Source organism: Thalassospira sp. SM2505 (assembly GCF_054901115.1).
Genome location: NZ_CM142731.1, coordinates 1,430,283 through 1,456,797, shown reverse-complemented (window position 1 = coordinate 1,456,797; position 26,515 = coordinate 1,430,283). Strand labels below are relative to the sequence as shown.

Annotated in this window: 20 protein-coding genes and 1 other RNA gene; 10 read left to right on the top strand and 11 right to left on the bottom strand. The window is 54.4% G+C overall.

Translation table 11 applies throughout. The features are described 5' to 3' along the window. Nucleotides 1-210: 210 nt before the first annotated feature. The 7 genes from ACTU44_RS06540 to ACTU44_RS06510 all read right to left on the bottom strand — a co-directional run bounded on the left by ACTU44_RS06540 (nt 211) and on the right by ACTU44_RS06510 (nt 12,133). Entirely contained in the window at nt 211-3,852 is a 3,642-nt protein-coding gene (locus ACTU44_RS06540) for a hydantoinase B/oxoprolinase family protein (RefSeq protein ID WP_462096992.1), read from the bottom strand. Nucleotides 3,853-3,920: 68 nt separating this feature from the next. Beyond that, a complete protein-coding gene (locus ACTU44_RS06535; protein ID WP_114099546.1) occupies nt 3,921-5,222 on the bottom strand; it encodes a TRAP transporter large permease in 1,302 nt (433 codons plus the stop codon). Between the two features lie 9 nt (nt 5,223-5,231). Then, a complete protein-coding gene (locus ACTU44_RS06530; protein WP_114099547.1) occupies nt 5,232-5,744 on the bottom strand; it encodes a TRAP transporter small permease in 513 nt (170 codons plus the stop codon). 133 nt (nt 5,745-5,877) lie between these two features. Then, the gene (locus ACTU44_RS06525) at nt 5,878-6,852 is read right to left on the bottom strand and encodes a TRAP transporter substrate-binding protein (RefSeq protein WP_114099548.1); all 975 of its coding nucleotides are present in this window, start codon (nt 6,850-6,852) and stop codon (nt 5,878-5,880) included. 344 nt (nt 6,853-7,196) lie between these two features. Next, nucleotides 7,197-7,706: a winged helix DNA-binding protein gene (locus ACTU44_RS06520; RefSeq protein WP_114099549.1), complete on the bottom strand. Its 510-nt coding sequence runs from the start codon at nt 7,704-7,706 to the stop codon at nt 7,197-7,199. A 137-nt stretch (nt 7,707-7,843) separates the two neighbouring features. Continuing rightward, complete coding sequence (locus tag ACTU44_RS06515) at nt 7,844-9,805, bottom strand: methyl-accepting chemotaxis protein (RefSeq protein WP_462096991.1); 1,962 nt, start codon at nt 9,803-9,805, stop codon at nt 7,844-7,846. Nucleotides 9,806-10,135: 330 nt separating this feature from the next. Continuing rightward, a complete protein-coding gene (locus tag ACTU44_RS06510; RefSeq protein WP_336080304.1) occupies nt 10,136-12,133 on the bottom strand; it encodes a methyl-accepting chemotaxis protein in 1,998 nt (665 codons plus the stop codon). A gap of 278 nt (nt 12,134-12,411) precedes the next feature. On the opposite strand from ACTU44_RS06510, the gene ACTU44_RS06505 reads away from it, so the two are divergent. The 5 genes from ACTU44_RS06505 (at nt 12,412) to rnpB (ending at nt 17,424) form a co-directional block, all read left to right on the top strand. After that, complete coding sequence (locus tag ACTU44_RS06505) at nt 12,412-13,152, top strand: TerB family tellurite resistance protein (protein ID WP_114099552.1); 741 nt, start codon at nt 12,412-12,414, stop codon at nt 13,150-13,152. Between the two features lie 121 nt (nt 13,153-13,273). Then, a complete protein-coding gene (locus ACTU44_RS06500) occupies nt 13,274-15,100 on the top strand; it encodes an ATP-binding cassette domain-containing protein (protein ID WP_462096990.1) in 1,827 nt (608 codons plus the stop codon). A gap of 219 nt (nt 15,101-15,319) precedes the next feature. Then, on the top strand, nt 15,320-16,192 hold the full coding sequence (locus ACTU44_RS06495) for a DMT family transporter (RefSeq protein ID WP_114099554.1): 873 nt from the start codon (nt 15,320-15,322) through the stop codon (nt 16,190-16,192). 5 nt (nt 16,193-16,197) lie between these two features. Then, nucleotides 16,198-16,956, top strand: a complete 759-nt coding sequence (locus tag ACTU44_RS06490) for an N-acetylmuramoyl-L-alanine amidase (RefSeq protein ID WP_462096989.1) — start codon at nt 16,198-16,200, stop codon at nt 16,954-16,956. 71 nt (nt 16,957-17,027) lie between these two features. Then, nucleotides 17,028-17,424: RNase P RNA component class A (rnpB, locus tag ACTU44_RS06485), an RNA gene on the top strand. 82 nt (nt 17,425-17,506) lie between these two features. On the opposite strand, the gene ACTU44_RS06480 is transcribed toward rnpB, so the two are convergent. From ACTU44_RS06480 to ACTU44_RS06465, 4 genes are all read right to left on the bottom strand, one after another. Beyond that, a complete protein-coding gene (locus tag ACTU44_RS06480; RefSeq protein WP_462096988.1) occupies nt 17,507-18,139 on the bottom strand; it encodes a pyridoxamine 5'-phosphate oxidase family protein in 633 nt (210 codons plus the stop codon). A gap of 68 nt (nt 18,140-18,207) precedes the next feature. Continuing rightward, nucleotides 18,208-18,768 (bottom strand): cysteine hydrolase family protein, encoded by a 561-nt coding sequence (locus ACTU44_RS06475; protein ID WP_462096987.1) that lies wholly within the window; start codon nt 18,766-18,768, stop codon nt 18,208-18,210. Nucleotides 18,769-18,891: 123 nt separating this feature from the next. Beyond that, nucleotides 18,892-19,989: a magnesium/cobalt transporter CorA gene (corA, locus tag ACTU44_RS06470; protein ID WP_462096986.1), complete on the bottom strand. Its 1,098-nt coding sequence runs from the start codon at nt 19,987-19,989 to the stop codon at nt 18,892-18,894. A gap of 95 nt (nt 19,990-20,084) precedes the next feature. Continuing rightward, the gene (locus tag ACTU44_RS06465) at nt 20,085-20,819 is read right to left on the bottom strand and encodes an EF-hand domain-containing protein (protein ID WP_462096985.1); all 735 of its coding nucleotides are present in this window, start codon (nt 20,817-20,819) and stop codon (nt 20,085-20,087) included. A 595-nt stretch (nt 20,820-21,414) separates the two neighbouring features. On the opposite strand from ACTU44_RS06465, the gene ACTU44_RS06460 reads away from it, so the two are divergent. From ACTU44_RS06460 to ACTU44_RS06440, 5 genes are read left to right on the top strand one after another with little or no spacing between them, the layout of a single operon-like run. Next, the gene (locus tag ACTU44_RS06460) at nt 21,415-21,918 is read left to right on the top strand and encodes a division/cell wall cluster transcriptional repressor MraZ (protein ID WP_336080297.1); all 504 of its coding nucleotides are present in this window, start codon (nt 21,415-21,417) and stop codon (nt 21,916-21,918) included. Beyond that, nucleotides 21,915-22,901 (top strand): 16S rRNA (cytosine(1402)-N(4))-methyltransferase RsmH, encoded by a 987-nt coding sequence (gene rsmH, locus ACTU44_RS06455; RefSeq protein ID WP_462096984.1) that lies wholly within the window; start codon nt 21,915-21,917, stop codon nt 22,899-22,901. Before ACTU44_RS06460 ends, rsmH begins: the two co-directional genes overlap by 4 nt. Further along, a complete protein-coding gene (ftsL, locus tag ACTU44_RS06450) occupies nt 22,898-23,329 on the top strand; it encodes a cell division protein FtsL (protein WP_114099563.1) in 432 nt (143 codons plus the stop codon). Before rsmH ends, ftsL begins: the two co-directional genes overlap by 4 nt. Further along, nucleotides 23,326-25,044 carry a peptidoglycan D,D-transpeptidase FtsI family protein gene (locus ACTU44_RS06445; RefSeq protein WP_336080294.1) on the top strand — a complete coding sequence of 573 codons (1,719 nt, stop codon included), beginning with the start codon at nt 23,326-23,328 and terminating at the stop codon, nt 25,042-25,044. Before ftsL ends, ACTU44_RS06445 begins: the two co-directional genes overlap by 4 nt. Then, a complete protein-coding gene (locus tag ACTU44_RS06440) occupies nt 25,031-26,491 on the top strand; it encodes a UDP-N-acetylmuramoyl-L-alanyl-D-glutamate--2,6-diaminopimelate ligase (protein ID WP_462096983.1) in 1,461 nt (486 codons plus the stop codon). The genes ACTU44_RS06445 and ACTU44_RS06440 overlap by 14 nt, the downstream gene beginning before the upstream one ends. Nucleotides 26,492-26,515: the final 24 nt, after the last annotated feature.

Here is a 26,515-nt window from a genome sequence, read left to right as displayed (position 1 = left end):
GCGCCTCAATGACAATGTCGTTGATTATCAAAGAAGTCCCCATATTCCATCCATGTAGGGACGATCCTTTCAACATCAAGAAAAATGCCGCCCAGAAGGTAAACTCCGGGCGGCAAAGTTTCTAGCAGGGAGGTATTGGACCAGAAACACCGAAGACTTGGGGGAAACGGTGTTTCTGGTCTGGTCGGATGATGGGGTTGGCAATGGCCCTTAGGCCTTGCCGTAACCGCCACCGCCCGGGGTTTCGATGATGAAGACATCACCCGGATGCATTTGGGCACCGTCGGTTCCTTTGAGCTCGATCACCGTACCATCGACACGTTCGATGGCGTTGCGGCCAAGCTTGCCCGGTTCACCACCGGCAACCGCCTGATTAGGCACGCGACGGTGGTTGGACAGGATCGATGCGGTCATATCTTCGAGGAAGCGCACACGACGGGTCGTGCCATCGCCGCCCTTGAACTTGCCGTTACCACCCGAACCCTTGCGGATTTCAAAGCTTTCGAGCATTACCGGGAAGCGCCATTCAAGGACTTCCGGGTCGGTCAGGCGCGAGTTGGTCATATGGGTATGAACACCGCTGGTCCCGTCAAAGTCAGGACCGGCACCCGAACCACCGCAGATGGTTTCATAATACTGATGCGTATCATTGCCCCAGGTGAAGTTGTTCATGGTCCCTTGCGCACCCGACATGACGCCAAGGGCGGCATAAAGGGTGTCGGTGACATGCTGTGATGTTTCAACGTTACCGGCAACAACGGCGGCCGGATAACGCGGGTTGAGCATAGAACCTTCGGGCACGATCAGATTAACCGGCTTGAGGCACCCGGCATTAAGCGGAATGTCGTCATCCACAAGCGTTCTGAAGACATAAAGAACCGCTGCACGGGTCACAGCCGATGGTGCGTTGAAGTTGTTATCAAGCTGATCGGACGTGCCGGTGAAATCAACTGTCGCCGAACGGGTTTCCTTGTGGATGGTGACCTTGGCCTTTACGACCGCACCATTGTCCATCTCGTAAGAAAACTCGCCGTCTTTGAGAACGTCGATCACGCGACGAACGCTTTCCTCGGCATTGTCCTGAACATGGCCCATATAGGCGTGCACAACATCAAGGCCAAAGTGATCGACCATCTTGCGCAGTTCCTGCACGCCTTTTTCGTTAGCAGCGATCTGTGCGCGCAGATCGGCGATGTTCTGATACGGGTTACGGGCCGGGTATTTCGCCCCTTCAAGAAGGGCCGTCAGGCCAGCTTCGTCAAATTTGCCCTGATCAACCAGTTTGAAGTTATCGATCAGAACGCCTTCTTCTTCGAGAATGCGCGAATTCGGGGCCATCGAACCCGGGGTAATCCCGCCGACATCGGCATGGTGACCACGCGATGCGACATAGAACAGGATGTCCTTGCCATCATCACCAAAGACCGGGGTAATCAGGGTGATGTCGGGAAGATGCGTCCCGCCGTTATACGGGTCATTGAGCATATAGACATCGCCCGGCTTCATAACACCGACATTGTTGCGCATGACGGCCTGAACCGACTCACCCATCGATCCCAGATGGACCGGCATATGCGGTGCGTTGGCGATCAGCTGACCTTCCTGATCAAACAACGCACATGAGAAGTCCAGACGTTCCTTGATGTTTACCGAATACGAGGTGTTGGCAAGGGTTACACCCATCTGCTCGGCAATGTTCATGAACAGGTTGTTGAAGACTTCAAGCATCACCGGATCGGCCTGCGTGCCGATGGCTTCGGAACGTTTCATCGCGACAACACGGTTCAGGACCAGATGGTCACGACCATTGACCTTGGCTTCCCAGCCCGGATCAATCACGGTGGTGCCGACCGGTTCGACGATGACCGCGGGGCCACGCACAACCGCACCCGGTTTCAGGTCTTCGCGCTTGTAGAACGGGGTGTCCTCGATCTTGCCATCAAAGACGACCGGACGCGTTGCCAATGCGCTGATCGCAACATTGTCACCGGTGACTTCGGCTTCGGTATCGGGAAGGCTTTGGGTTTCACCGATGGCTTCGACCGCAACCGCTTCAACGACCAGCGGCTTTTCATCCATGACAAAGCCATAGCGCTGCTTGTGCTGTTCTTCGAACTGCGCCTTGATGGCAGCAACATCACCGAAATCAACGATCAGCGGCGTATCGGTGCCGTCATAACGCAGATGCAGCTTTTTGAGCATGGTGATCTTGGTATCCGGGATGCCCTGTTCGTGCAATTCGGCACGGGCATCAACGGCAAGATTGTCAAGCTGCTCATCCAGACCGGCAAGCGCGTCAGACGCCAGTTTCGCCTCGACCGCCTGTTCGCGCATCGCACGAATATCGGCAAGGCCCATGCCATAAGCCGACAGAACACCGGCAAACGGATGGACAAACACCTTGGTCATGCCAAGGGTATCAGCCACCTGACAGGCATGCTGACCACCGGCACCGCCGAAGCATTGCAGGATATAGTCGGTCACGTCATAGCCGCGCTGAACCGAGATCTGCTTGATCGCGTTTGCCATGTTTTCAACAGCAATACGCAGGAAACCTTCGGCGACTTCTTCGGGCGTGCGGGCCTGACCGGTGCTTTCCTTGATCTTGGCAGCCATGGCTTCGAAACCAACACGAACCGCATCAGCATCAAGCGGCTCATTGCCTTCGGGGCCAAAGACATTCGGGAAGAAGTCCGGCTGAACCTTGCCCAGCATGACGTTGATATCGGTAACCGCAAGCGGACCGCCACGACGATAGGCCGCAGGACCCGGATTTGCACCGGCACTGTCCGGACCCACACGGAAACGCGCGCCATCGAAGTGCAGGATCGAACCGCCACCGGCCGCAACCGTATGGATTTTCATCATCGGTGCGCGCATACGAACGCCGGCAACCTGGGTTTCGAAATCACGTTCATATTCGCCGTCATAGTGGGAGACGTCAGTCGACGTGCCGCCCATGTCAAAACCGATGACCTGTTTGAAGCCATCCATTTCTGCTGTACGGACCATGCCGACAACACCGCCAGCCGGACCGGACAGGATCGCATCCTTGCCCTGGAACTTGGCCGCATCGGTCAGGCCACCATTGGACTGCATGAACATCAGCTTCACACCACCAAGCTCGGCGGCAACCTGATCAACATAGCGACGCAGGATCGGCGACAGGTACGCATCAACAACCGTGGTATCACCGCGCGAAACCAGCTTCATCAGCGGGCTGACTTCGTGACTGACGGAAACCTGGGTAAAGCCGACTTCACGGGCAATTTCGGCCGCCGCATTTTCATGGGCGGTATAGCGATAGCCATGCATGAAGACGATGGCACAGGCACGAATGCCGCTATCGAACGCCGCCTGAAGATCTTTACGCAAATTGTCGCGATCAAGCGGGGTCAGCTCAGCCCCCTGGGCGTCGAAACGACCATCGGCCTCAATCACGGTTTCATACAGGGTTTCTGGCAGCTTGATATTGCGATCAAAAAGACGCGGGCGGTTCTGATAAGCCAGACGCAGCGCATCGCGGAAGCCCTTGGTGGTAACCAGAACCGTGCGGTCGCCCTTACGTTCAAGAAGCGCGTTGGTCGCAACGGTGGTGCCCATTTTGACAGCTTCGATTTTCTCAGCCGGGATTTTCTCGCCTGCCGAAACTTCAAGAAGTTCACGAATGCCCTGAATGGCTGCATCGCGATAGCGTTCCGGGTTTTCCGACAACAGCTTGTGGGTGACAAGCGAACCATCGGGCTTGCGGGCCACGATATCGGTAAAAGTACCGCCGCGATCAATCCAGAACTGCCATTTCGGCTGACCCGATGTCTGCGAGGCGGTGGAATTTTGGTCGTGAGAAGCCATGATGCTTACTCCTTGGGCATCTGTAGTCATGAAAATCTGTACGAACGATCAGCTATTTCAAAAGCCGGTCAGCCATTCATTTGCCGGGGCAGCCATGTTGCGATTTCCGGGAAGACCGTAATCAGCAAGACAGCAAGCAACAGCAGGAAGAAGAACGGCAAGGCAGCCAGTGCAATGGCAAACAGGTTCTTGCCTGTCAGACCTTGCAAAACGAAAAGGTTGAAACCGACGGGCGGGGTGATCTGCGACATTTCGACCACCAGCACCACATAGATACCAAACCACAACAAGTCGATCCCGGCAGCCTGAACCATCGGCAGGATGACCGAGGTGGTCAGAACCACCACCGAAATCCCGTCAAGGAAACAACCCAGAACAATGAAGAACACGGTCAATGCTGCCAGAAGCGCATAGGGCGACAGATCCATCTGCGCGATCCATGCGGCCAGTTCGCGCGGGATACCGGTAAAGCCCATGGCAACAGTCAGTACCGCAGCCCCTGCGAGGATAAAGCAGATCATGCACGATGTGCGCGTTGCCCCCATGATGCCTTCGATCAGGCTTTCGCGGGTCAAAGAGCCACTTAATCGTGACAGGATCAGCGCACCAACCACGCCAAAGGCCGCAGCCTCGGTCGGGGTGGCGATCCCCCCATAGATCGATCCGATAACGGCCGAGATAAGCAGGATCACCGGGATCAGACGGCCCGAAGCGCGGACTTTTTCGCCAAACGGAATGCTGGGTGCGGCTGGCGGCATCTTGTCCTTGTTTACGGTGGCCCAGATGCCAACGAAGCTCATGAACAGGATGATCAGCATGACACCGGGCAAAACGCCGGCAATGAACAGACGGGCAATCGACAGTTCGGCCGATACGCCATAAACAATCAGAATGATCGACGGCGGGATCAGAAGACCCAGAGTGCCCGACCCGGCCAGCGTGCCAAGGATCAGTTTGTCGGCATAGCCCTGCTTGCGCAGTTCGGGGATCGACATGCGTCCGATGGTCGCCGCCGTTGCCGCAGACGAACCCGATACAGCAGCAAAGATGCCACAGCCCAAAATATTCACATGCAACAGACGACCCGGCAGCTTGTTCAGCCAGGGCGCAAGACCGGTGAACATGTCTTCGGACAGGCGCGACCGGAAAAGGATTTCACCCATCCAGATAAACAGCGGCAGTGGCGCCAGCGACCAGGTCGCAAGGCTTGCCCACGCGGTCGTTGCGATGATCGGACCAGTCTGTGCACTGGTAAAGAAATCAAGGGCGAATACGCCAATCGCAAACAATGACAGAGCAACCCACAAACCTGCACCAAGGAACAGGAACAGAAGCCCCATCAGGACAAGGCCAATTTCAAGTACTTCCATGACCGTCCCCTATTCGTTCAGTTCGTTGGCTTCGCCGAGGGCGAAGGCAGGTTTGCGACCAACAACGGTATCGACCAGTGCTTCGATCATACCGACGGTAAAGACGATCAGGCCAAAGGCCATTGCCGCTTGCGGGATCCAGAGCGGGAAGGCGAGAACGCCTGGCGACGTATCACCGTAGGAAAAGCTCTCTTCGGCAAGAACCGTCATCCACCATGCGAAGTAACCGCCAAGGAAGGTTGCAGCCAGAAGCGTGATGCTTTCGATCACCCGGCGCAGACCACCGCGCAGATGGGACAAAACAATCATCACCCGAATATGGGTGCCGGCCCGAAGTGCGGGACCAAGCGCCAGGAACGTTCCCGCCGCAAGGCAAAAACCTGCGAGTTCGTTGGCGTCATGAACCGCAATTCCGATCAGACGGCCAAGTGATTGCGCCAGAATAAGAAGTGCGATTGCCACCAGGAAAAATGCAGCCAGCCCGGCACTGAACTTAAATAAATAGTCTAGTAATCTGCGCACAGCAGTCCCCTTTCCGCCCGCGAAGTCGCGATGGTGGTTGAGCGATCCATACGGACAGTAACATTAAAATGTGGGGCTTGTCCGGGACCGGACAGGGGACGACACCTGCCCGATCCCGAGGAACGAAAGAACCTTAGTTCTTGAAAGCGTCGATGATGGCTTTGCCTTCATCGCCGGTTTTTTCGAGCCAATCGGCAACCATGGTTTCACCAACTTTGGCCAGACCAGCTTTGAGCTCTGCGCTTGGCGCAGCAACGTTCATACCGTTATCAGCAAGGATTTTCTTCTTTGCTTCGGATTCAGCCATGCTCATTTCCAGACCACGTGCTTCGGCTTTGACCGCGGCATCCATGACAGCTTTCTGGGCTTCTGCCGAAAGACGATCAAACGACTTTGCGTTCACGATAACCATGTTTTTCGGAAGCCATGCCTGAACGTCATAGAAGTTCGAAACAAAGTCCCAGGCCTTGGAGTTCGCACCGGTCGACGGCGAAGTCATCATGGCTTCAACAATACCGGTTGCAAAGGCGGTCGGGATTTCCGGAACTTCAACCTGGGTCGCAACCATGCCGGTCAGATCGGCAAGCTGCGAAGTGGTCGAGTTGTAGGCACGGAATTTGATGCCCTTAAGGTCTTCAACCGTGCTTACCGGGTTTGCGGTGTAAAGCCCCTGTGACGGCCACGGAACAGCATAGAGAACTTTCAGACCGTCTTTCGCAAGGGCTGCTTCGATGCCTGCGCGTGAGACTTCCCAAAGTTTCTTGGAGTCCTCATAGGAGGTCGCAAGGAACGGGATAGCATCAACGGTATAAATCGGGTTTTCGTTGGCCAGCAGCGAAATCAGTGTTTCGCCAATCGGAACCAGACCGCGCTGAACCGAACGTTTGATATCAGCATGCTTGAACAGAGAACCACCGGAATGAACGGTGATGGTCAGTTCACCACCGGACGCATCATTCACGTCCTTGGCAAATTCGATAATGTTCTGGGTGTGGAAGGTCGCATCCGGATACGGCGTCGCCATATCCCATTTTTCAGCAGCAGCCGCCAGACCGGCGGACATGGTGATGGCTGCGACTGCAACCGTCGAAAGCGCTTTTTTCAGCATTGATCAAGTCTCCCTGTGTGTTGAGGCGGAGGAGTCAGAGTAACAAAGACTCCAAAATATTCACCCGACATCTTGATCACATTTTACTGACAAATTGTCAATGTAATTTCATAACTACCATGCGAAATATGCAACTCACGCAGTTCGCTGCCTTATCAAAACCACCTTAATCACTTGAAACAAATGAGCATTTGAAAGCGGCACAGCATCGCGTGCCATTCGGAATACCCCACGAAAACAGAACGGGCAGCAGTTCAAAGGAACCACTGCCCGTTCGATTCATGAAGCTTTCCGCCTTTGCACCGACAAAAACCCGGTCTGCTCGGAGAACGCCAACTTGCTTGTTACATCGCACTCGCGGCACGCGATGCCTGGTCATAGACCCCGGAAATGGCGCGCAGGGTCTTGGCAACATCGCCGACTTCCTGACTATTCACACCAAGGCGCTGGAAGGTTTCAACAAGGCAGGCTTCGCGGACTTCGCGGTATTTCTCGCACATGGCACGCCCGTCAGCGGTCGTTCCATAGTGGACTTCCTTACCACGCTTGATGCCTTCGACCAGACCAAGCTTGCGCAGTTTCTTGAGTGAGTAGTTCACCAGGTGGCTGTCTTCAACATTGAGAACAAAGCAAACTTCAGAAAGGCTTTTTTCACGTTCGCGCGAATTGACGTTATGGAGCACCAGAATATCAAGAACCGAAACGTCCGGCATCCCGGCAGCACGCATGCACCGTACCATCCATCGGTTGAATGCGTTCCCTGACAGGATCAGGGCAAATTCAAGTTCCGATAATTCTGCAGCCCGTTCCGAAACGAGATGCGACGATGAAACAATACGTGGTTTATCTGCCATGCGACATTCCCTGCTTTGATAGCTGTTCTGATTTTGCGGTTCATCTTCTATAAAACGCCACAAGTTTGTCGGGATTTTATCGCGATAAAAGCAGTCGGGTAAAGACCCGACTGCCGTTTGTTATCGGCATTTCGTCGTTAAAGTGAGCGCATCCGCTCCAGAAAGCCGTCGATTTGCTGCCGAAGGTCACCGCTTTGCCGACCAAGATTGTCTGCCGAACCATGGACCTCGGTTGCTGCGTTATTGGTTTCACCGACCGCTGCGGACACTCCCTGCATCGCAGACGAGATTTCTTCTGTCCCGGCGGCCGCCTGTTCAACATTTTGCGAGATTTCGCTGGTCGCGACAGTTTGTTGTTCAACAGCAGCGGCGACAGCTGCTGCGCGTTCGCTGATATCAGCGATCATGGTCACGATTTCATCAATCGCACTCACAGCAATGCCGGTTGCCTGCTGAATTTCACTGATCTGTGCCGTGATGTCTTCGGTTGCCTTCGCCGTCTGGTTTGCAAGGTTCTTGACCTCGCTTGCCACCACGGCAAAGCCCTTGCCCGCGTCCCCTGCGCGCGCGGCCTCAATGGTGGCATTCAGAGCCAGCAGGTTCGTCTGGGCAGCAATATCACTGATCAGACCAATAACCTCGCCAATCTTGATGGCAGAGTCATTCAGCCCCTGAATATTGTCATTGGTTGAACGTGCCCGTTCGGTGGCGGATTGCGCCATGGTCGAAGTTTCACTGACCTGTCCTGATATTTCGTTGATCGAAGCGGCAAGCTCAGTTGCCGCCGTTGCGACCAGTTGCACATTCGACGATGCTTCTTCTGCACCGGATGAAACCGCCATTGACTGGTCAGCAGCGGTTTCAGCACTGTTGCGCAACACGTTTGAGACCTGATGAAGCTGTTTGACCGCTACCGCCACATCAGCCATCACCGCGACAACGGCATTGTCGAAATCCTGGATATATTGTTCCTGGGTTTCCATTCGTTTGCGTCGACGTTCATCCTGGGCCTTCTGTGCTGCCTCCAGCTTGACGCGCTCTATACCGTTTTCACGGAAAACAAGCACGGCACGCCCCATCTCGCCGATCTCGTCAGCGCGATTGACTTCATCAAGGTCCACATCAAAATCATTCTCGGCAAGGCGCGTCATCTTGCCCGTCAAACCGCTGATTGCACGTACAATCGCGCGCGACAACAGAACCGAAAGCCCAAGAAGTACAATCACACCGATCACATACATGGTGACCGTTACAGTCAGGCTTGTTGCGGCAATTTGTTCAGCCTTCGCCTTTTGGTTATTGGCAAGTTCGGCAATCGAGGCGCTGAGGGCATCAAGCAGCGGTTCTGCCTCGGCATAATAATCTGATAGCAGGCCAAGCTCGGAATTGCGTTGAAGGATCTTCTCGGCCAGCGATTTGAAATCACTGACATAGGAATTCATCAGTTTGCTGATATTGGCCTGTTCGGTGGACGGAATATCCGATGCGGCCAAGGCCGGACCGAATTCTGCCAGTCGCTGACCAATGCTATCGATGTATTTCGCGTCCATTCGGGCCAGAAAATCTTTTTCATGCCGACGCATCATCAGCATGATCACCGTCAGCTTGTCAGCCTTGTATTTACCGAGTTCGGTTTCAACAGCATGGACCGAACCACGCAAACGGCCCAGAAGCCCGTCTTCCTCGTTCAAGCCAATTTCGCGTTGCAGGGTGACAATCTTGCCAAACTCATCGGCATAATTTGCAAAGGCAGTCGTAATCCGGGAGATCTCGGCATCAAAGGCTGCAAGCTCCTCGTCGATTTCAAGTTCATGCAAACCCGCCGTCACCCGCTCAACGACTTCGTCATGTTGTCTGGCATATTTCTCATCAAGCCTGAGAAGAAAGTCCTTTTCCCGTCGCCTTGCATGCAGAAAGTCACGTGACACAGCATCCGCGATCAGACGATCGTCCAATGCCTCCTGTGCAGCCATTTGCGCAGCACCACGTTGTTGATCTGCCACCATCTGAACGGCGGCGACCACGACAAAGATCATAAGACCAACCGCGCCAATCAGCGAGATTTGATAAAGCAGTTTCATGCGAGACAGAAAATTCACGGCAACCCCCAAGCCAATGCCCGACCTGTATTCCAAACACTGGGTTCACAGGACACGCGCAATACAATGCAAGACAGCGAGACGGAAATATTCCCCGCACCCCATTCAGTTTTGGACAAACTGACCGGTTCATCAGACGGGGAAACAGTACGATTATTTAACAAGCCTCCGGAACCGACACCGCCAGGTGTCGAAAACGCAATTTGTTTCCAATCCCGCACCCGCAATAAGGAGTTACATTTGCACCCGCCCCATACAAAACAAGGGGGAAGACTAATCCTCCCCCTTGCGTATAGACCAAATTATCAACTGGTCAGATCAATCAGCGGCTCAGCTTACGGCACGCATGCGCTCAAGGAACTGGTCGATGCGTTCGCTCAGACTGTCACTCTGACGACCAAGGTTATCTGCAGACCCGCGGACATCGCTGGCTGCCTCGGTGGTGTCTGCAACTGCTGTGGATACGCCCTGCATTGCAGATGAAATCTCGCTGGTGGCGGATGCCGCCTGTTCGACATTCTGCGATATTTCGCTTGTGGCCACAGTTTGCTGTTCCACCGCAGCCGCCACCGTTGATGCCCGTTCACTGATATCCGAGATCATGCGAACAATTTCGTCAATTGCCTCAACCGCAGACAGGGTTGCCTGCTGAATTTCGTTGATCTGGATTGTGATGTCCTCGGTTGCCTTGGCTGTTTGATTCGCTAGATTTTTGACCTCGCTTGCTACAACGGCAAAGCCTTTGCCAGCTTCGCCAGCACGGGCGGCTTCGATTGTTGCATTAAGTGCCAGCAAGTTGGTCTGACCGGCGATGTCATTGATCAAGCCGATCACCTCGCCGATCCGCACAGCCGCCGCATTCAATCCCTGAATATCCTCGTTTGTTGTCTGGGCACGTTCGCTTGCGGAAATTGCCATTTGCGATGTGTCACTGACCTGCCCGGCGATTTCATGGATTGAAGCCGACAGTTGAGTTGCCGCTGTTGCGACAAGCTGCACATTTGACGAAGCTTCCTCTGTGCCCGCAGAGACGGTTGTTGATTGTTCGTTTGCAGTTGATGCGCTGTTTTTAAGGGCTTCGGAAACCGCATGGAGTTGTTGTACAGCCGTCCCGACTTCGCTCATCATTGCGACGACGTCGTCATCAAACTCGCGGATATGCTTTTCTTGCTGTTCGATACGTTGACGCTGCTTTTCATCAAGCTCGCGCTGCTGGGCTTCAAGCTTCTGACGCTCAAGCCCGTTTTCACGAAAGACGACAACCGACCGGCCCATTTCGCCAATTTCGTCCTTGCGGTTGGCTTCATCAAGTTGCACGTCGAAGTCGTTGTCGGCAAGGCGGGCCATTTTGGTCGTCAAACCTGCAATTGCACGTGCTATTGCGCGTGCCAGGATAATCGACAATAAAACCAGTATCAGGGCACCGGCGATGAAAATCGCAAATGTGACCTGAACCCCAGTATGCGCGATTTGTTCGGCACGTTGCTGCATTTTCCCGGCCACATCGCCGATGGCGCTGCTCAGTTCCGCAAGTACCGGTTCAACAGCCGAGTAATAGGCGCTCAGACGCGCAAGCGATTCTTCACGCGCCAGAACAGCATCGGCCAGTGCCTTGAAATCGGAAATATATGATGCCATCAGTTTGCCAAGCTCAGCCTTCTTGTCATCCTGAATGCTTCCCGCTTTTTGCAGGGCTGCGTCGAATTCCTTGGCCGTCGCCGTAACACTGTCAAGATAGGCCGGGTCAAGACTTGCAAGGAAATCCTTCTCGTCCCGTCGCATTTTCAGCACCGCAATCGAGATATCCTTGGTGTTGGAAAGCCCCAGCATGGCTTCAAGCTGCGCAATTTTGCCAAGTGCGGTTTCGACCTCTGTTGCGGCATTGCGCATTTCGCCAAGCAAACCTGAACTCTGATCAAAGCCCACCTTGCGCTGTAAATCGACAACGGTTGTAAACTCGCTGACATAATCTTCAAACGCGGCTCTTGCCTGATCAACCTTGCCAAGAAGCTCGCCCAGTTCCTCGCGTTTGGCGAGGTCATCCAGGCCTGCTCGCACAGACATTGCAGCGGCAGCGTGAGACGCGACATATTCTTCGTTCTTGCGCAGGACAAAGTCCTTTTCATGTCGGCGCGCGTTCAGAAATGCCCGGGATATACCATCAACCAGCGACTGGTCGGCGCTGGCTGCCTCGGCAATTGTTTGCGCCGACTGGCGTTGTTGATCCGCAATGAACTGCGTTACGCCAACAACTGCGAAAATAATAAGTGCGACCACACTTATCAGAGAAATCTGGTAGACAAGTTTCATGCGTGACAAGAAAGACATGTTTCCACCCCTAATTATACGGATCGTTTTTGTTATTATTTTTTTACTACCTGATTGTCATAGAACCACTCTACCAATGGTAGATCAACAAACACTTAAGTATAGACGTTTGGGTGTTATTCAACGTCCAAGCCAAGAAATAACGCCAATTCGCCATTTATTTCCGTGACCTGCAAACTATGTTGGTTGTTCTGGTAAGATGGTAATCTTGCTGCAAAAATACGACCGCACACTGCAAAACACAGCAATCAGGACGAACAATCACCCATGAGCATCGCATGAGTATCTGGGGCAAAATTATTGGTGGAGCCGCAGGCTTTGCCTTGGGCGGACCGCTTGGCGCGATCCTTGGCGCAACAGCCGGTCATGTCGTAGACAAGATCAAGAGTGCCGCAAACGGGGGGCCGCAACTGGGTGGTCACGACCCGAGGCAGGTTGCCTTTGCCACGGGCGTCATCGTTCTTGCTGCCAAAATGGCCAAGGTTGACGGTCATGTCAGCCGCGACGAGATCAATGCCTTCAAGCGCGTTTTCCATATTCCGCCCGGCGAAGAAAAGAATGTCGGCCGTATCTTTGATATGGCTCGTTCATCATCGGACGGCTTTGAACTCTATGCCCGTCAGATCGCCACCATGTTTCGGGGTGAACGCGCGCTTCTGGAAGGCATCCTTGAAGCCCTTTACCAGATCGCCATGGCTGATGGTGAATTGCATCCGGCTGAACAGGATTATCTGAAAAAGGTCGCCCATATCTTTGGCTTTGCCGATGTCGACTTTGATCGCGTACATCATGCCTTCACCTCATCGAACGGTCCCGACCCCTATGAGCAACTGGGCCTTGGACGCGATGCCAGTGATGATGAACTGAAAGCAGCCCATCGCAAGTTGTCGCGCGAAAATCATCCAGACACCCTGATGGCCAAAGGCATGCCACCCGAATTCATCGAACAGGCCAATGATAAAATGGCCCGCATCAACGCCGCATGGGATCAAATCCGCAAGGAACGCGGTATCCGCTGATCCAAATCGGCTGGATAGAGATGATGACAGATGATTTCCCTTGCAACGGCACCGGATTTGCTGTTTGCAAGGGGCCTGTCACGCTGACCAATTTTCTGAACTCAAGCTTATCGGTTTTTCCATGGCGCCACCGCTGATTAATATTAATGACATTCGCCTGACCTTTGGCGGCAATGATCTGTTTTCCGATGTGTCATTTGCCATTGGCGAACGCGACCGACTATGTCTGGTCGGCCGGAATGGCGGCGGGAAATCGACACTTCTGAAAATCATCGCCGGCGAGATCGAAGCCGACGGTGGCGAACGGTTTGTTCAGCCGGGTTGCAAGGTTGCCTATCTCAATCAGGAACCGAAATTTGACGGCTATGACACGGTCGAGGATTTCGTTCTTTCGGCTCTTGATGAACATGAACAGGACTATGCCTATCGCTCTGACATGCTGTTGGCATCGGTCGATATTGATCCCAAAGCCGATCCAAAACAGCTTTCTGGCGGTGAAGGCCGACGCGCGGCAATCGCGCGCGCACTGATTGCCGATCCGCAGGTCCTTTTGCTGGACGAACCGACCAACCATCTTGATCTTCCGACCATTGAATGGCTTGAAGGCGAGATCAAGAATTTCCGCGGTGCGGTTGTCGTCATCTCGCATGACCGTGCCTTCCTGAATGCGGTATCGAACGGCGTTCTTTGGCTTGACCGTGGCGTCATGCATCAGGGCGCGATCAATTTCGCAAAGTTCGAAGAATGGTCCGAAGAAATCTATCGCAAGGAAGCCGAGGAACGCGCCAAGCTCGACAAGCTGATTGCACAGGAAACCGTCTGGTCCGTGCAGGGCATTTCCGCCCGCCGCAAACGTAACCAGGGTCGCCTGCGCCGTCTTTATGACATGCGCGAACAGCGCTCCAATCAGGTTGACCGGATCGGCAATGTCTCGCTTGCGGCCGAGGCTGGCGAAACATCGGGCAAGGTTGTGATCGAGGCCACTGATATCGCCAAGTCATTCGGGGATCGCCAGATCATTGCCGATTTCTCGACCCGTATCCTGCGTGGCGACAAGGTTGGCATCATCGGCCCGAACGGTGCAGGTAAAACCACACTGCTTAAAATGCTGACCGGGCAGCTTGAACCCGACAGCGGCACGATCAAGATCGGCACCAACCTTAATCCCAGCTATTTTGATCAAAAGCGTATTGCGCTTGATGACGATAAAACGCTTTGGGATACGCTGTGTGATGTTGGCGGCGATCAGGTGATGGTGCGCGGCAACCCGCGCCACGTTGTTAGCTATCTGCGCGATTTCCTGTTTGACGAAAAACAGGCCAGAAGCCCGGTTGGTGCCCTTTCGGGTGGCGAACGCAACCGTTTGCTTCTGGCGAAATTGCTGGCAAAGCCGACCAACCTTCTGATCATGGACGAACCGACCAACGATCTGGATATGGATACGCTCGACCTGCTTCAGGAAATGCTGGACGATTATGAAGGCACGCTTCTTCTGGTCAGCCACGATCGTGACTTCCTTGATCGCGTTGTAACATCATCAATCGCGATGGAAGGCGACGGAACGGCAGTTGAATATGCCGGTGGCTATTCCGATTATATTGCCCAACGCAAACTCTCAAACGCCCCCGCAGCCAAAGATGACAAGAACCTTGGCAAGCTTGGTAAAAAACCTTCGGGTAACAACAATGCGCCCAAAGCAAAATCGGTTTCAAAGCTGAGCTACAAGGATCAGCGCGAATACGACAATCTGCCTGCGGCGATGGCAAAGCTCGAAGCAGAAATAAAAACGCTTGAAGGCGCCCTGTCTGACAGCACCCTGTTTACCAAGGATCCGACCGGCTTCCAGAAGAAGGTCGACCGGCTTGACACTGCACGAAGCGAACTTGAAGCATCCGAGGAACGCTGGCTGGAACTTGAAATGATGCGCGAGGAGCTCGGTCAGGCCTGATGATCTGACCGGGTCATCGCCCACAAACATCCCGACGATGATCCTCTGTTCTTGCTACCGGTTGCTTTACGTCTGGTGCGCATTGGGACACACTTGTCTGCAAACCAGTTCAGTCTGGGTTGAAAAGAACTCATTTGTCCTTTGTCTTCAAACAGATGACAAAGGACGGTGTCGTCAACGCAGACGCTTCTGTGCTGCCCCTTATTGAAAGCCCGCGCCATGCCCCTCAAAGCAGTGCTTATGGCCCTGTCCGTCGCCATCATCTGGGGCATTAACATGCTGACCGTCAAAGGTGCGGTTTCAGAAATTCCACCCTTTATGCTGACCGCTATCCGCTTTGCTTCGGTTGCAATTCTGCTGATCCCGTTTACCCGCATGCCACGCGGTCGCATGGGACGCCTTGCCGTCATCTCGCTGACTTTTGGCAGTCTGCATTTCGGTGTTTTATTCTTTGCACTTTCAATGATTGACGCCGGACCGGTCGCAATTATCGTCCTGCTTGGCGTGCCGTTTTCCTCGATGCTGGCGACCTATTTCTTTAATGACAGGCTGGGCTGGAAGCGGCTTTCGGGCATGACGCTTGCGTTTGTTGGCGTAACAATCATGTTCTGGGACCCGACCATGACCGATCTGCAATTGCCATTATTGTTGGTGGTGTTTGCAGCTTTCATGTGGGCGGTTGCCAATGTAATGATCAAGAAACTGGGCGATATTGACACCTTCCAGCTTAATGGCTGGATGGCATTGTTTGCCGCCCCGCAACTGCTGCTTCTATCGCTGGTTTTTGAACCCGAATCCTTTCAGGCAGTGCGTGATGCCAGCTGGATGGCCTGGGCCAATCTGAGCTTTACGGTGATCATGTCATCAATTGTGGCCTATGGTTTCTGGTATCATTTGCTCAAGACCCAGGATGTGAATGCAGTCGTGCCATGGTCATTGCTCGCGCCTGTCATCAGCGTTCTGGGATCGTTTGTGGTATTTAACGAAGCATTCTCGATGCTTAAGATCATTGGCGGTATTGTTGTTCTGTGCGGGGTCACGGTGATCATGCTGCGCAAACCCGTTCAGCGCAAAACACAGGGAATGGATTAAGCCAAATGGCCGATGGGCAGTCAGACGGGCGATCAAAAGACAGTTTGCCAGCAGACATCATCAAGCATCCCTCGCCCAATTTCGGCCCGCGCCCGGATGGTTGCCCGATTGATATCCTTGTGCTGCATTATACCGGCATGCCCACAGGCAATGCCGCCCTTGAACGCCTGTGCGATCCTGAAAGTTCGGTTTCGAGCCACTATCTGATTGAGGAAGACGGCCGCATCATTGCGCTGGTCGATGAAGACAAACGCGCATGGCATGCCGGGCGGGGTTGCTGGCAGGACTGCTCGGATGTGAATTCACATTCCATCGGGATCGAGATCGTCAATCCAGGTCATGAATTTGGCTATCGCGCCTTTCCCGATATACAGATCGCATCCGTCATCACGTTGTGCCGGGACATTCTGGCCCGTCGCAACATTCCGGCAGATCGGGTGATTGCCCATTCCGACATGGCCCCGGATCGCAAGGAAGATCCCGGTGAATTGTTCCCCTGGAAATTACTGGCCGACAACGGCATCGGGCTTTGGCCCGATGTAACTGACGATATCGCTGTTGATCCGGATCGCTTTGAAGGGTTGCTTGATCAGATTGGCTATGGATGGCCGGCAAGTAATGGTGATGGCGCATCCAACGAAGAGTATCGCCTTAAACGGACAATTGCCTTTCAGCGGCACTGGCGTCCGGCGGATATTTCCGGTGTCCTCGACGGGCAATGCATGGCCATTGCCACCGCCCTTGCAAATGCGATTGGCAACTAGCTTTCTGAACTCGCCCCCGTCGCCACCGCTTTTTCTTGACGTTATGGTCGATGTAACCTACATCCGCACCACCAGATGGCCGGATGGCCGCCCTGATTGCTTGCAATCGGGGAGGAAAGTCCGGGCTCCACGGAGACACGGTGCCAGATAACGTCTGGCGGGGGCGACCCTAGGGAAAGTGCCACAGAAAGCAAACCACCGACACAGCGCAAGCCTGTCGGAAAGGGTGAAAGGGTGCGGTAAGAGCGCACCGGTCCTTCAGCAATGCGGGACGCATGGTAAACCCCACCGGGAGCAAAACCTAATAGGAATGGTCGGCCGGGTGCTTCGGCATTGTCGGCAGGTGGGTTTTCGCACCACCATTCGGGTTGGTTGCAGGAGGCGTTCGGCGACGGACGTCCCAGATGAATGGCCATCCAGTGCGGTTCGCCGCATGGACAGAACCCGGCTTACAGGCCATCTGGTATTATTTCCCAAACGAAAAAGGCGATGACAATACGCTGTCACCGCCTTTGACAAGTTCAATAAATCTGTGCTGACAGCGCGATGATCAGCCTTTTTCCGCAATTGATTGCGTGAAATACTTGTCGGCCTCTTCCTGGGTGCCGACGTCGAAATCAGCCGCAGTCTGATCCTTGATCATCTTGCCAAGGGTCGGAAGCGTTTTACGGTCAATCTGGGTATTCTGGTCCCACAATTTGGAACGCATCAGCGATTTCGCACAATGCAGGAAGGCTTCCTCGACCGTAATTTTAATCGCCGTGATCGGTGGCTTGGGCGTATCGGCAAACAATCCCAGCAAAGCCGGATCTGTACTGATTTCAGCCGTACCGTTCAATCGCAGTGTTTCATTCACACCGGGCACAAAGAACAGCATCCCGACTTTCGGGTTATCGACGATGTTTGACAGTGTATCGACACGATTGTTGCCCGGACGGTCCGGCATGACGATGGTGTTATCATCTACAACCTTGATGAAGCCCGGCCGATCGCCGCGCGGGCTGACATCGGCATCGCCATTGGCATCGGCCGATGAAACGACCGCAAAGGGTGCCAGTTCAATGAAATGCTTGCAGTGTGGATCAAGCCGCGACAGGCATTTATCAACAGCAAGTCCCATCGGCTCCCCATAAATTGCGCGAAGCTTTTCCTGAGTATCGATTTTTGTATCGGCAGAAGTCATTGGCAGGCACCTTATGCGGGAATCACGGACCGAAGGTGCGTCACTTGAGAACGCAAGTCAATCGCTGATCAACCCTGACTTGCCGATCCAATGATCTGCTCGACGGTTTTCACAGCGGCAAACTCGCCATTGAGACTGGAAAGTGCCACATCATGCACCAGCTCGGCCGGGAAAACCCGCCCATCCGGAAGGCTGCGATCAAAGGTCGCACAGGCATCAGATGCAATCGTTACCTCAAATCCAAGATTCCCGGCCATACGGGTGCTGGTATTCACACAATGGTCCGTTGTGATCCCGCACAGAACAAGGCGCGAAATACCCTGCGCACGCAGATCTGCCTCAAGACTGGTGCCGATAAAAGCCGAATTGACATTCTTGCCATAGACAGGCTCACCCTCAATCGGGGCTAGTGCCTGTTTGATGGCGTTGCCTTGATGATCAGGATGAAGACGCGATTGCGGTTCGGTTGAGTCATGCTTGACATGAATGACCGGCTGCCCGGCTTTGCGCCAGTGTGTCAGAAGTTTCTCACCATTTCTTTCGGCATCGGGGTTATTACGATTTCCCCAGTAATCAAGGTCATCAAATCCTTGTTGCCAGTCAATCAGGATCAGGGCGGTCTTGTTCATTTCGGGGCTCCGACGGTTGGGTGCATATCATTGCTGGTGGCGATGCACGGCACCTTACCAGTAATTTATCTGGCGGAAATGACAAACACCCCACCAATCTCGCCAGAATTCCGTCACCGACTTTTAGAGCCACCCTTTGCGTTTGAAATACCAAAGCGGCAAAACAGCGGACAGGATCATCAGGCCGATTGCAACCGGATAGCCGAATTCCCAGCCAAGCTCGGGCATTACTTCGAAATTCATGCCATAGATGCTGGCGATCAGGGTTGGCGGCAGGAAGGCCGCCGCAGCGACCGAGAAGATCTTGATGATGTTGTTTTGCTCAAGACTGATCATGCCAAGGGTCGCATCGAGCAGGAACGTCACCTTGTTGGCGATGAAGTTGGCATGTTCGGTAATCGAGACGATATCGCGTGAAATCACCTTAAGCCTTGCCTTGGCATCCTTTTTCAGACGCGTCTGCGTTGACAGGAACAATCCAAGTCGATGAAGGTTCAGCAAGCTGTCCTTCGCCTTGCCAGACAGGTTGCCAGTACGTCCGATCTGGCGCAGGGTTTCCCGGTGATCCTGATCCGAACCGGGTCCTTCCGGGCTTGCAAACACCTGATTTGACAGGTTTTCAAGATCGGTTGCGGTCTGTTCCATCAAATCCGCCAGACGGTCAACAATCTGTTCGAGCAGCCCGAACATGACCGTTTCGGCACTATTGGCCAGTGACGGTGTTTTCTTGACCCGGCGGATGAATGTCTTGAACGGTACCGGATCAGCATAGCGCAGCGTAATCAGGGTCTTCTTGACCAGAATGAACGTCACGGCCGCCGTTTGCGGCGCATCGGTCGTCGCACGGGTCAGGACCGAAACCGTCATGAAAAGTGCCCCGTCCTCGTCATACAGACGAGATGAAAGTTCGATCTCCTGCATTTCCTCGCGGGTCGGCACCTCGATCCCGAAACGTTGCTCGATATCGTGAATTTCATCAGAGGTCGGCGACAGCAAGTCAATCCATACCGGTGTACGTTCGGATTTGGCGACGTCCTGCTTGCCTGCCGTTGCGTCGGCATTTGCATTGTCAACGGCATTGGCTGTGATCTTCGCAGCTGATTTTCCGTCTTCTGCCGGTTCGGTTTCCGCAACACCAGTCCGGGGCGCAGCAGAGCCATCTGCGCCAGCCCCATTGTCTGTTGTTGCCCGAAGCGGAGCAAAAAACTCGCTGGTATCCATTAACCTTCTCCATCCTGACCGGCTTGTCGTTTGATACGGATGCCAGATTATTGCTTGGCTGTCATATGGTGTTTCTGTTGCAATCCCGCCGCCAGTCAGAATGGCAGAACCGTCTGGAATGAAAACGGATCAATGTCGGGATTGGTTCCGCTTTTTTCGCCAAAGGCAGTACGGACCTGATCGAGAAACTCTTCCTTGCTGATCATCTGATCTTTATTGGCATCGTAGGCCGGAAACAGCAATTCAAGGCGTCGGCTTTCCGTGCGCAGTCGCTGGCGGTTGGCATCGGCAGTGCCGGGCAACTGTTCAACTGCCGAAAACTCGCGCATGACCAGCACGCTATCGCCATTAATGTCACGCCTGCGGAACATCCAGCTTGAATAGGACGCAGCCTCATCAGCGCTGATCCTTCCATCCTGATTGATATCAACCGGATGATATTGTTCTCGATACAGTTTCACCTGTTCTGGCACCCCTGATGTCACAACACCTGCCCCTGCATTTTTCTGGGCAAGGGCCTTGGCAATCGCATCATTCAAACCGGGGATGTTTGTGGCCCCGGCAGCACCTTCACCCGCCGCCCCGGCCACACCGTCAAGTGCGCCAAGCCCGGACAAACCGCCAAGACCGAATTGCGACATCAGTTCAGGGTTGCTTTGAAGCTGCTGCTTGATCAGGGGCAGAAGTTCACGAACCTGTGGTGATGATACTTCTGGCGATGTCGAACTGCCGCCGGCCTTATCCAGGGTCAGTCCCTGCGCCCGGGCACTGCCATCACCATTTACGGTGCCCCCCGGAACGGAAATACCGGCAAAAAACGCACAACTCATTAATAGAATGGCAGCTTTTATCCGCAACAATCGCTTCCTTCATCTCGCTGACGCTGCCCCGCGCCAGATGTTTGAACCGGTACCATCTTCCGACATCCGACAACCCGGCATGACAATCAGATGGTCCGATACCGTCACCCGATAAACGTCTCTTCTACATTTTGCAGGAGTTCGTTCGCGCATCAAACCCGATTGGGAGTCAAATCGCAAATTGTCTTCGCCCATCCCGTCATTTCCCGAAATGTCGACTGCACCATCAAAACCCATAAAACCGGGTTTTCAATGGTCACCGATGGGGCCCCATGGAACCGTTTTGGAATTTCATGGGCCGAAGATGGATAAGACCGTGATTTCAAGTGTTTTTGGCTGAATTCAGGCTTTTCGCATGTACCGCGGAATCCGCAGAAACACACCAAATCGTCACATTTGACCCCATCAAATCCCATTGACCCCCATCATTTCCCATGGTACCCCATTAACAGGCATAAATTCTGTGCCATGCGGGGCATATCCATTTCAAACATCGACCGGTCATTGAACCGACCGTTTCAGACCGTGTTTTGAAATCGGATTTTTTGATCAGGGGAATGGCGAAGTGCTGTTCACAGGGACGCACATTCACAAGCTGGACCGGAAGGGACGCGTATCCGTCCCCAAACGGTTCCGTGCGGCCCTTGAGCTGGAAGAATTCGCCGGCATCTACCTGTATCAATCCCACAAGGAAAGCGCGCTCGAAGGTTGCAGCCACAGCCATATGGAGCGCATCGCCGCATCGCTTGACGAACTTGATATGTTCTCTGACGAGGCCGACGATCTGGCTGACACCATCCTTGGCTCCTCGCATATGCTTCCTTACGACGGCGAAGGCCGGATCATTCTTCCCGCTGAATTGATCGAATTTGCCCGTATCGAAGATCAGGTCGCCTTTGTCGGCCGTGGTCGCACCTTCCGCCTGTGGAACCCTGACATCTTCAAGCCCCTGCAAGAAGCCAGCCGGACCCGCACGCTTAACCGTGGTGCGACGCTTAAGCTCAAACCAGTGTCCGAACTCCCCAAAGGCGCACGTCCCGGCGCCCCGAACGAGGAGGACGCATCATGAGCGACAAGGATATCAGTTTCGCCACTGAAGACCGTCCGCATAAACCGGTCCTGCTGCGCGAGGTGCTTGAAGCCCTTGCACCGGCTGACGGGGAAATCATGGTCGATGGTACTTTTGGCGCAGGCGGTTATTCCCGCGCCATTCTTGATTCCGCGAAGTGCGAACTCTATGGCATTGATCGCGACCCGACAGCGGTCGCAACAGGCAAAAAGCTTGAAGCCGAGTATGACGGACGGTTCCATATGGTCGAAGGTTGCTTTGGTGATATGGGACGTTTGATCCCGGCTGCGGGGCCCGAACATGTCGACGGTATCGTTCTTGATATCGGTGTTTCCTCGATGCAGCTTGATCAGGCTGATCGCGGTTTTTCGTTCCGTGAAGATGGCCCGCTTGACATGCGCATGTCGATGTCCGGCCCAACAGCCGCAGACTTCGTCAACACTGCCGAAGAAGAAGACATTGCCAATGTCATCTATCGGTATGGCGAAGAACGGGCATCGCGCAAGGTTGCGCGCAAAATCATCGAAATGCGCGCAGAAGAGCCCTTTGCCACGACATCCCAGCTTGCCCGTGCTGTACGCTCTGTCGTGCGCAAGTCCAAGGACGGCATTGATCCGGCAACCCGGACGTTTCAGGCATTGCGCATTTATGTAAATGACGAGCTTGGCGAACTTGAACGCGCAATGGATGCAGCCGAGACACTTCTGAAGCCCGGTGGACGTCTGGTGATTGTGACGTTCCATTCGCTCGAAGATCGTCAGGTCAAAACATTCATGAAGGCGCGTTCAGGCGACCCCAGAAAAATGTCACGTCGCCTGCCCGGCGAACCGGAAGTCGCCATTCCGACCTTTACGACCATCACGCGAAAAGCCGTCACCGGTCAAAAAGACGAAATCCGTGCCAATCCGCGCGCCCGATCCGCAAAACTGCGCGCCGTTGCCCGCAATGAGCAACCTGCAACCACGCAGGGAGGCCGGAAATGACCCGTGCTGTCACGATCATTGGCCTGTTCCTGACCATTCTGATTGGTGCTGGCACTTATTGGGTCAGTCACGAAGTCGAGCGCCTTGAAAAGCATTACGCCGAGATCCAGTCGGACATTCTGGCCGAACAGGAAAGCATCCACGTACTTGAAGCCGAATGGAGCTACCTGAACAATCCCGAACGGATTGAGCGTCTGTCGAAAGAATATCTGAGCCTTGATCAGATCCAGGTTCTCCAGATGGCAAGCATCGACGACCTGCCAGAAGTGTCCGACATGCATCAGTACCGTATCGACAAGTTTGGCGAAGCCGTTGCTTTCATGCCAACCCCGCGCCCGCGCCCGGGCAGCCGTGCCTATGCCGAGGCGGCAGAAAGCATGATTGTTGATGCACCGTCCGTCGCCACAAATACCGGAGGAGCGCAATGAGCTTTACCCGGTTCTCATACTGGCTGCGTGGTGATCGCCCGGAACTTGGTCCGGACCAGCGTGAACGTCTTGCCCTTGAAACGGCACGCAACCGTATTTTCATCACCGGTGCCATGTTCATCATCGGGTTTTCGTGGATCACATATGGTCTGGTCGATGCATCCGTGCTGCGTCAGGGCAATGAACCAGCACTGGCATCGGGAACCGACACGCGCGAGCTCAAGACCGAGCGCGCCGACATTGTTGATCGCAATGGCCTGCTGCTGGCGACCGATCTTCCAACCAATTCGCTTTATGCCGATGCCCGTGTGGTCAAGGACCCGGTTGCCTCGGCCGATCTGTTGCTGACTGTCCTGCCCGATCTGGATCGCGACACGCTGATCCGGCACCTGAGTTCGCGCAAGGCATTCGTCTGGTTACGCCGCAACCTTACACCGGAACAGCAATATGAAGTTAACTCGCTTGGTATTCCGGGGTTGAATTTCCAGCGCGAAGAACGCCGTGTTTACCCGCATGGGCGCCTGTTCTCCCACGTTTTGGGCTTTACCGACATCGACAATAACGGCATCGCCGGTGCAGAACGCAAGTTCGATAACGAACTGCGAATCAATAACGGTCCGCTCCAGCTTTCGCTTGATACCCGCGTGCAGTTCGCGCTTGAGGAAGAAGTCGAAAAGGCGATGGAAACCTATAGTGCGATTGGTGCTGCGGGTCTTGTCATGGATGTCTATACCGGTGAAGTGATCGCGATGACCTCGCTTCCGAACTTTGATCCGCACCGTCCGGGTCAGGCACCGGCGGATGCGCGGTTTAATCGCTCGACCCTTGGCGTGTATGAAATGGGCTCGGTGTTCAAGCTGTTTAACACCGCCATCGCGCTTGAAACCGGCACATCCAACCTGAATTCCGTTTATGACGCGACCGAGCCGCTGCGCATCGCCCGCTTCTCGATCCGTGATTACCATGGTGAAAACCGCTGGCTGACTGTACCGGAAATTCTGGTGCACAGCTCGAACATCGGTTCTGCACGCATGGCGATGGCTTTTGGTGGCGAGGCGCAGAAAAAGTACCTCAAAAAGCTTGGCATGCTCGACAAACCCGAGATCGAGCTCCCCGAGGTAGGCGGGCCTCTGATCCCCAATCCCTGGCGCGAAGTCAACACCATGACGATTTCGTTCGGTCATGGTCTTGCGGTCACCCCGCTTCAGGTTGTCAACGGCATTTCAACCATCGTCAATGGTGGTATCCGCCGCCCGTCAACCATCCTTAAGCAGGATGGCGCACCGGCAGGCGAACGTGTGTTTTCCCAGAAAACTTCGGAACTGCTGCGTCGCCTGATGCGACTGGTTGTAACCGAAGGATCGGGCAAAAAAGCCGAAGTCGCAGGTTACTTCCTTGGCGGGAAAACCGGCACCTCGGAGAAACTTGTAAACGGGCGCTACGTCAAGAACGCCCGCATGTCGACCTTTGTCGCCGCCTTCCCGATGCAGGACCCGAAATATGTGGTTCTGGTGACGTTAGACGAGCCCAAAGGCACCAAAGAAACTTATGGATTTGCCACAGCAGGTTGGGTGTCCGCCCCTGCGGTTGGCAAGGTTGTGACACGTATTGCTCCCCTTCTGGGCATTGAACCGGCGAATGCGAAGGCGCCGGAGATTGAGCAAGCGCTGCAGATCGAACTTCGCAAGGGGGAACGCAAACTTGCGTCTTTCTGAGCTCATGGCAGGTGATCAAGCGGCATTGAAACATGCCGAAGGACAGGACCCGAACATCACGGGCCTGACAGCAGACTCACGCACCGTGAAGGATGGCTATATGTTTGCCGCCCTGTCCGGTGCCCGCGACGACGGCTCCAAATATATCGCTGATGCGATCAAACTTGGTGCGGCCGCCATTCTGGCAAAGGATGGAACCCCCAGACCGGTCGCCGCAACCGTTCCCCTGATCCCGGTGGAAAATCCGCGCAAACGCTATGCACAGCTTGCTGCCCGTTTCTATGGCAAACAACCGGCAAACATCGCGGCAATTACCGGGACGAACGGCAAGACATCAACGGCGATCTTCACCGAACAGCTTTGGACGATCCTTGGCAATATGTCAGGTTCGATCGGAACGCTTGGCATTCGTGCAGCGGGTGCAAAAATCCCGGGATCGCTCACCACGCCTGATCCGGTTGCCCTTCACCAGAGCCTTGATGAAATGTCGGGTATCGGTGTCACCCATGTGGCAATGGAGGCCAGCTCACACGGGCTTGACCAGTATCGTCTTGACGGCGTGAAGGTAACCGTCGCGGCCTTTACCAACCTGTCGCGCGACCACCTTGATTATCATGGCACGTTTGAAAAATACTTTGCCGCCAAGGCACGCCTGTTCTCCGACCTTCTGGTTGCCGATGGCACAGCGGTTCTCAATGCAGATGTCGAACAGTTCGCCCTTCTTAAAAAGATGTGTGAAAAGCGCGGCGTGAATGTTCTGTCCTATGGTCAGAATGCCGATGACATCAAACTTGTCAAAGCAAAACCTGACAGCACCGGCACCAAGATCACCCTTCTGGCCAACAAGGGCGAATACAACGTGCATTTGCCGCTGATGGGCAGCTTCCAGGTCATGAACGCGCTTGCCGCCCTTTCCATCGTGGTGGCATCGGGTGCCGATATTGATCAGGCCGTCCTTGCCCTTGAAAAACTTGAGGGTGTTCGCGGTCGTCTTGAGCTGGTTGGTAAGACAAGTTTCGGTGCCCCGGTCTTTGTCGATTACGCCCACACACCGGACGCGCTTGAAACCGTGATCAAGGCGGTTCGTCCGCATTGCAAAGGCCGCATCGTTTGTGTATTTGGTGCCGGCGGAGACCGTGACACGGGCAAGCGCCCGATAATGGGCCAGGTCGCGCATGATTTTGCCGATATCGCCATCATCACCGATGACAACCCGCGCAGCGAAGACCCCGCCCTTATTCGCGCCGCCATCAAGGCGAAATGCGAAGGTGCCGTCGAGATCTCCGACCGGGCAGAGGCCATCAAACGCGGCATTGGCATCCTGCAACGCAACGATGTCCTTATTATTGCCGGAAAAGGCCATGAAAGAGGCCAAATTATCGGTGATACGGTCCTTCCGTTTGATGATGCATCCGTTGCCCGCAGCATCCTTGCTGGCGGCAACTGACCTGAATTCCCGTTACGGCACGCT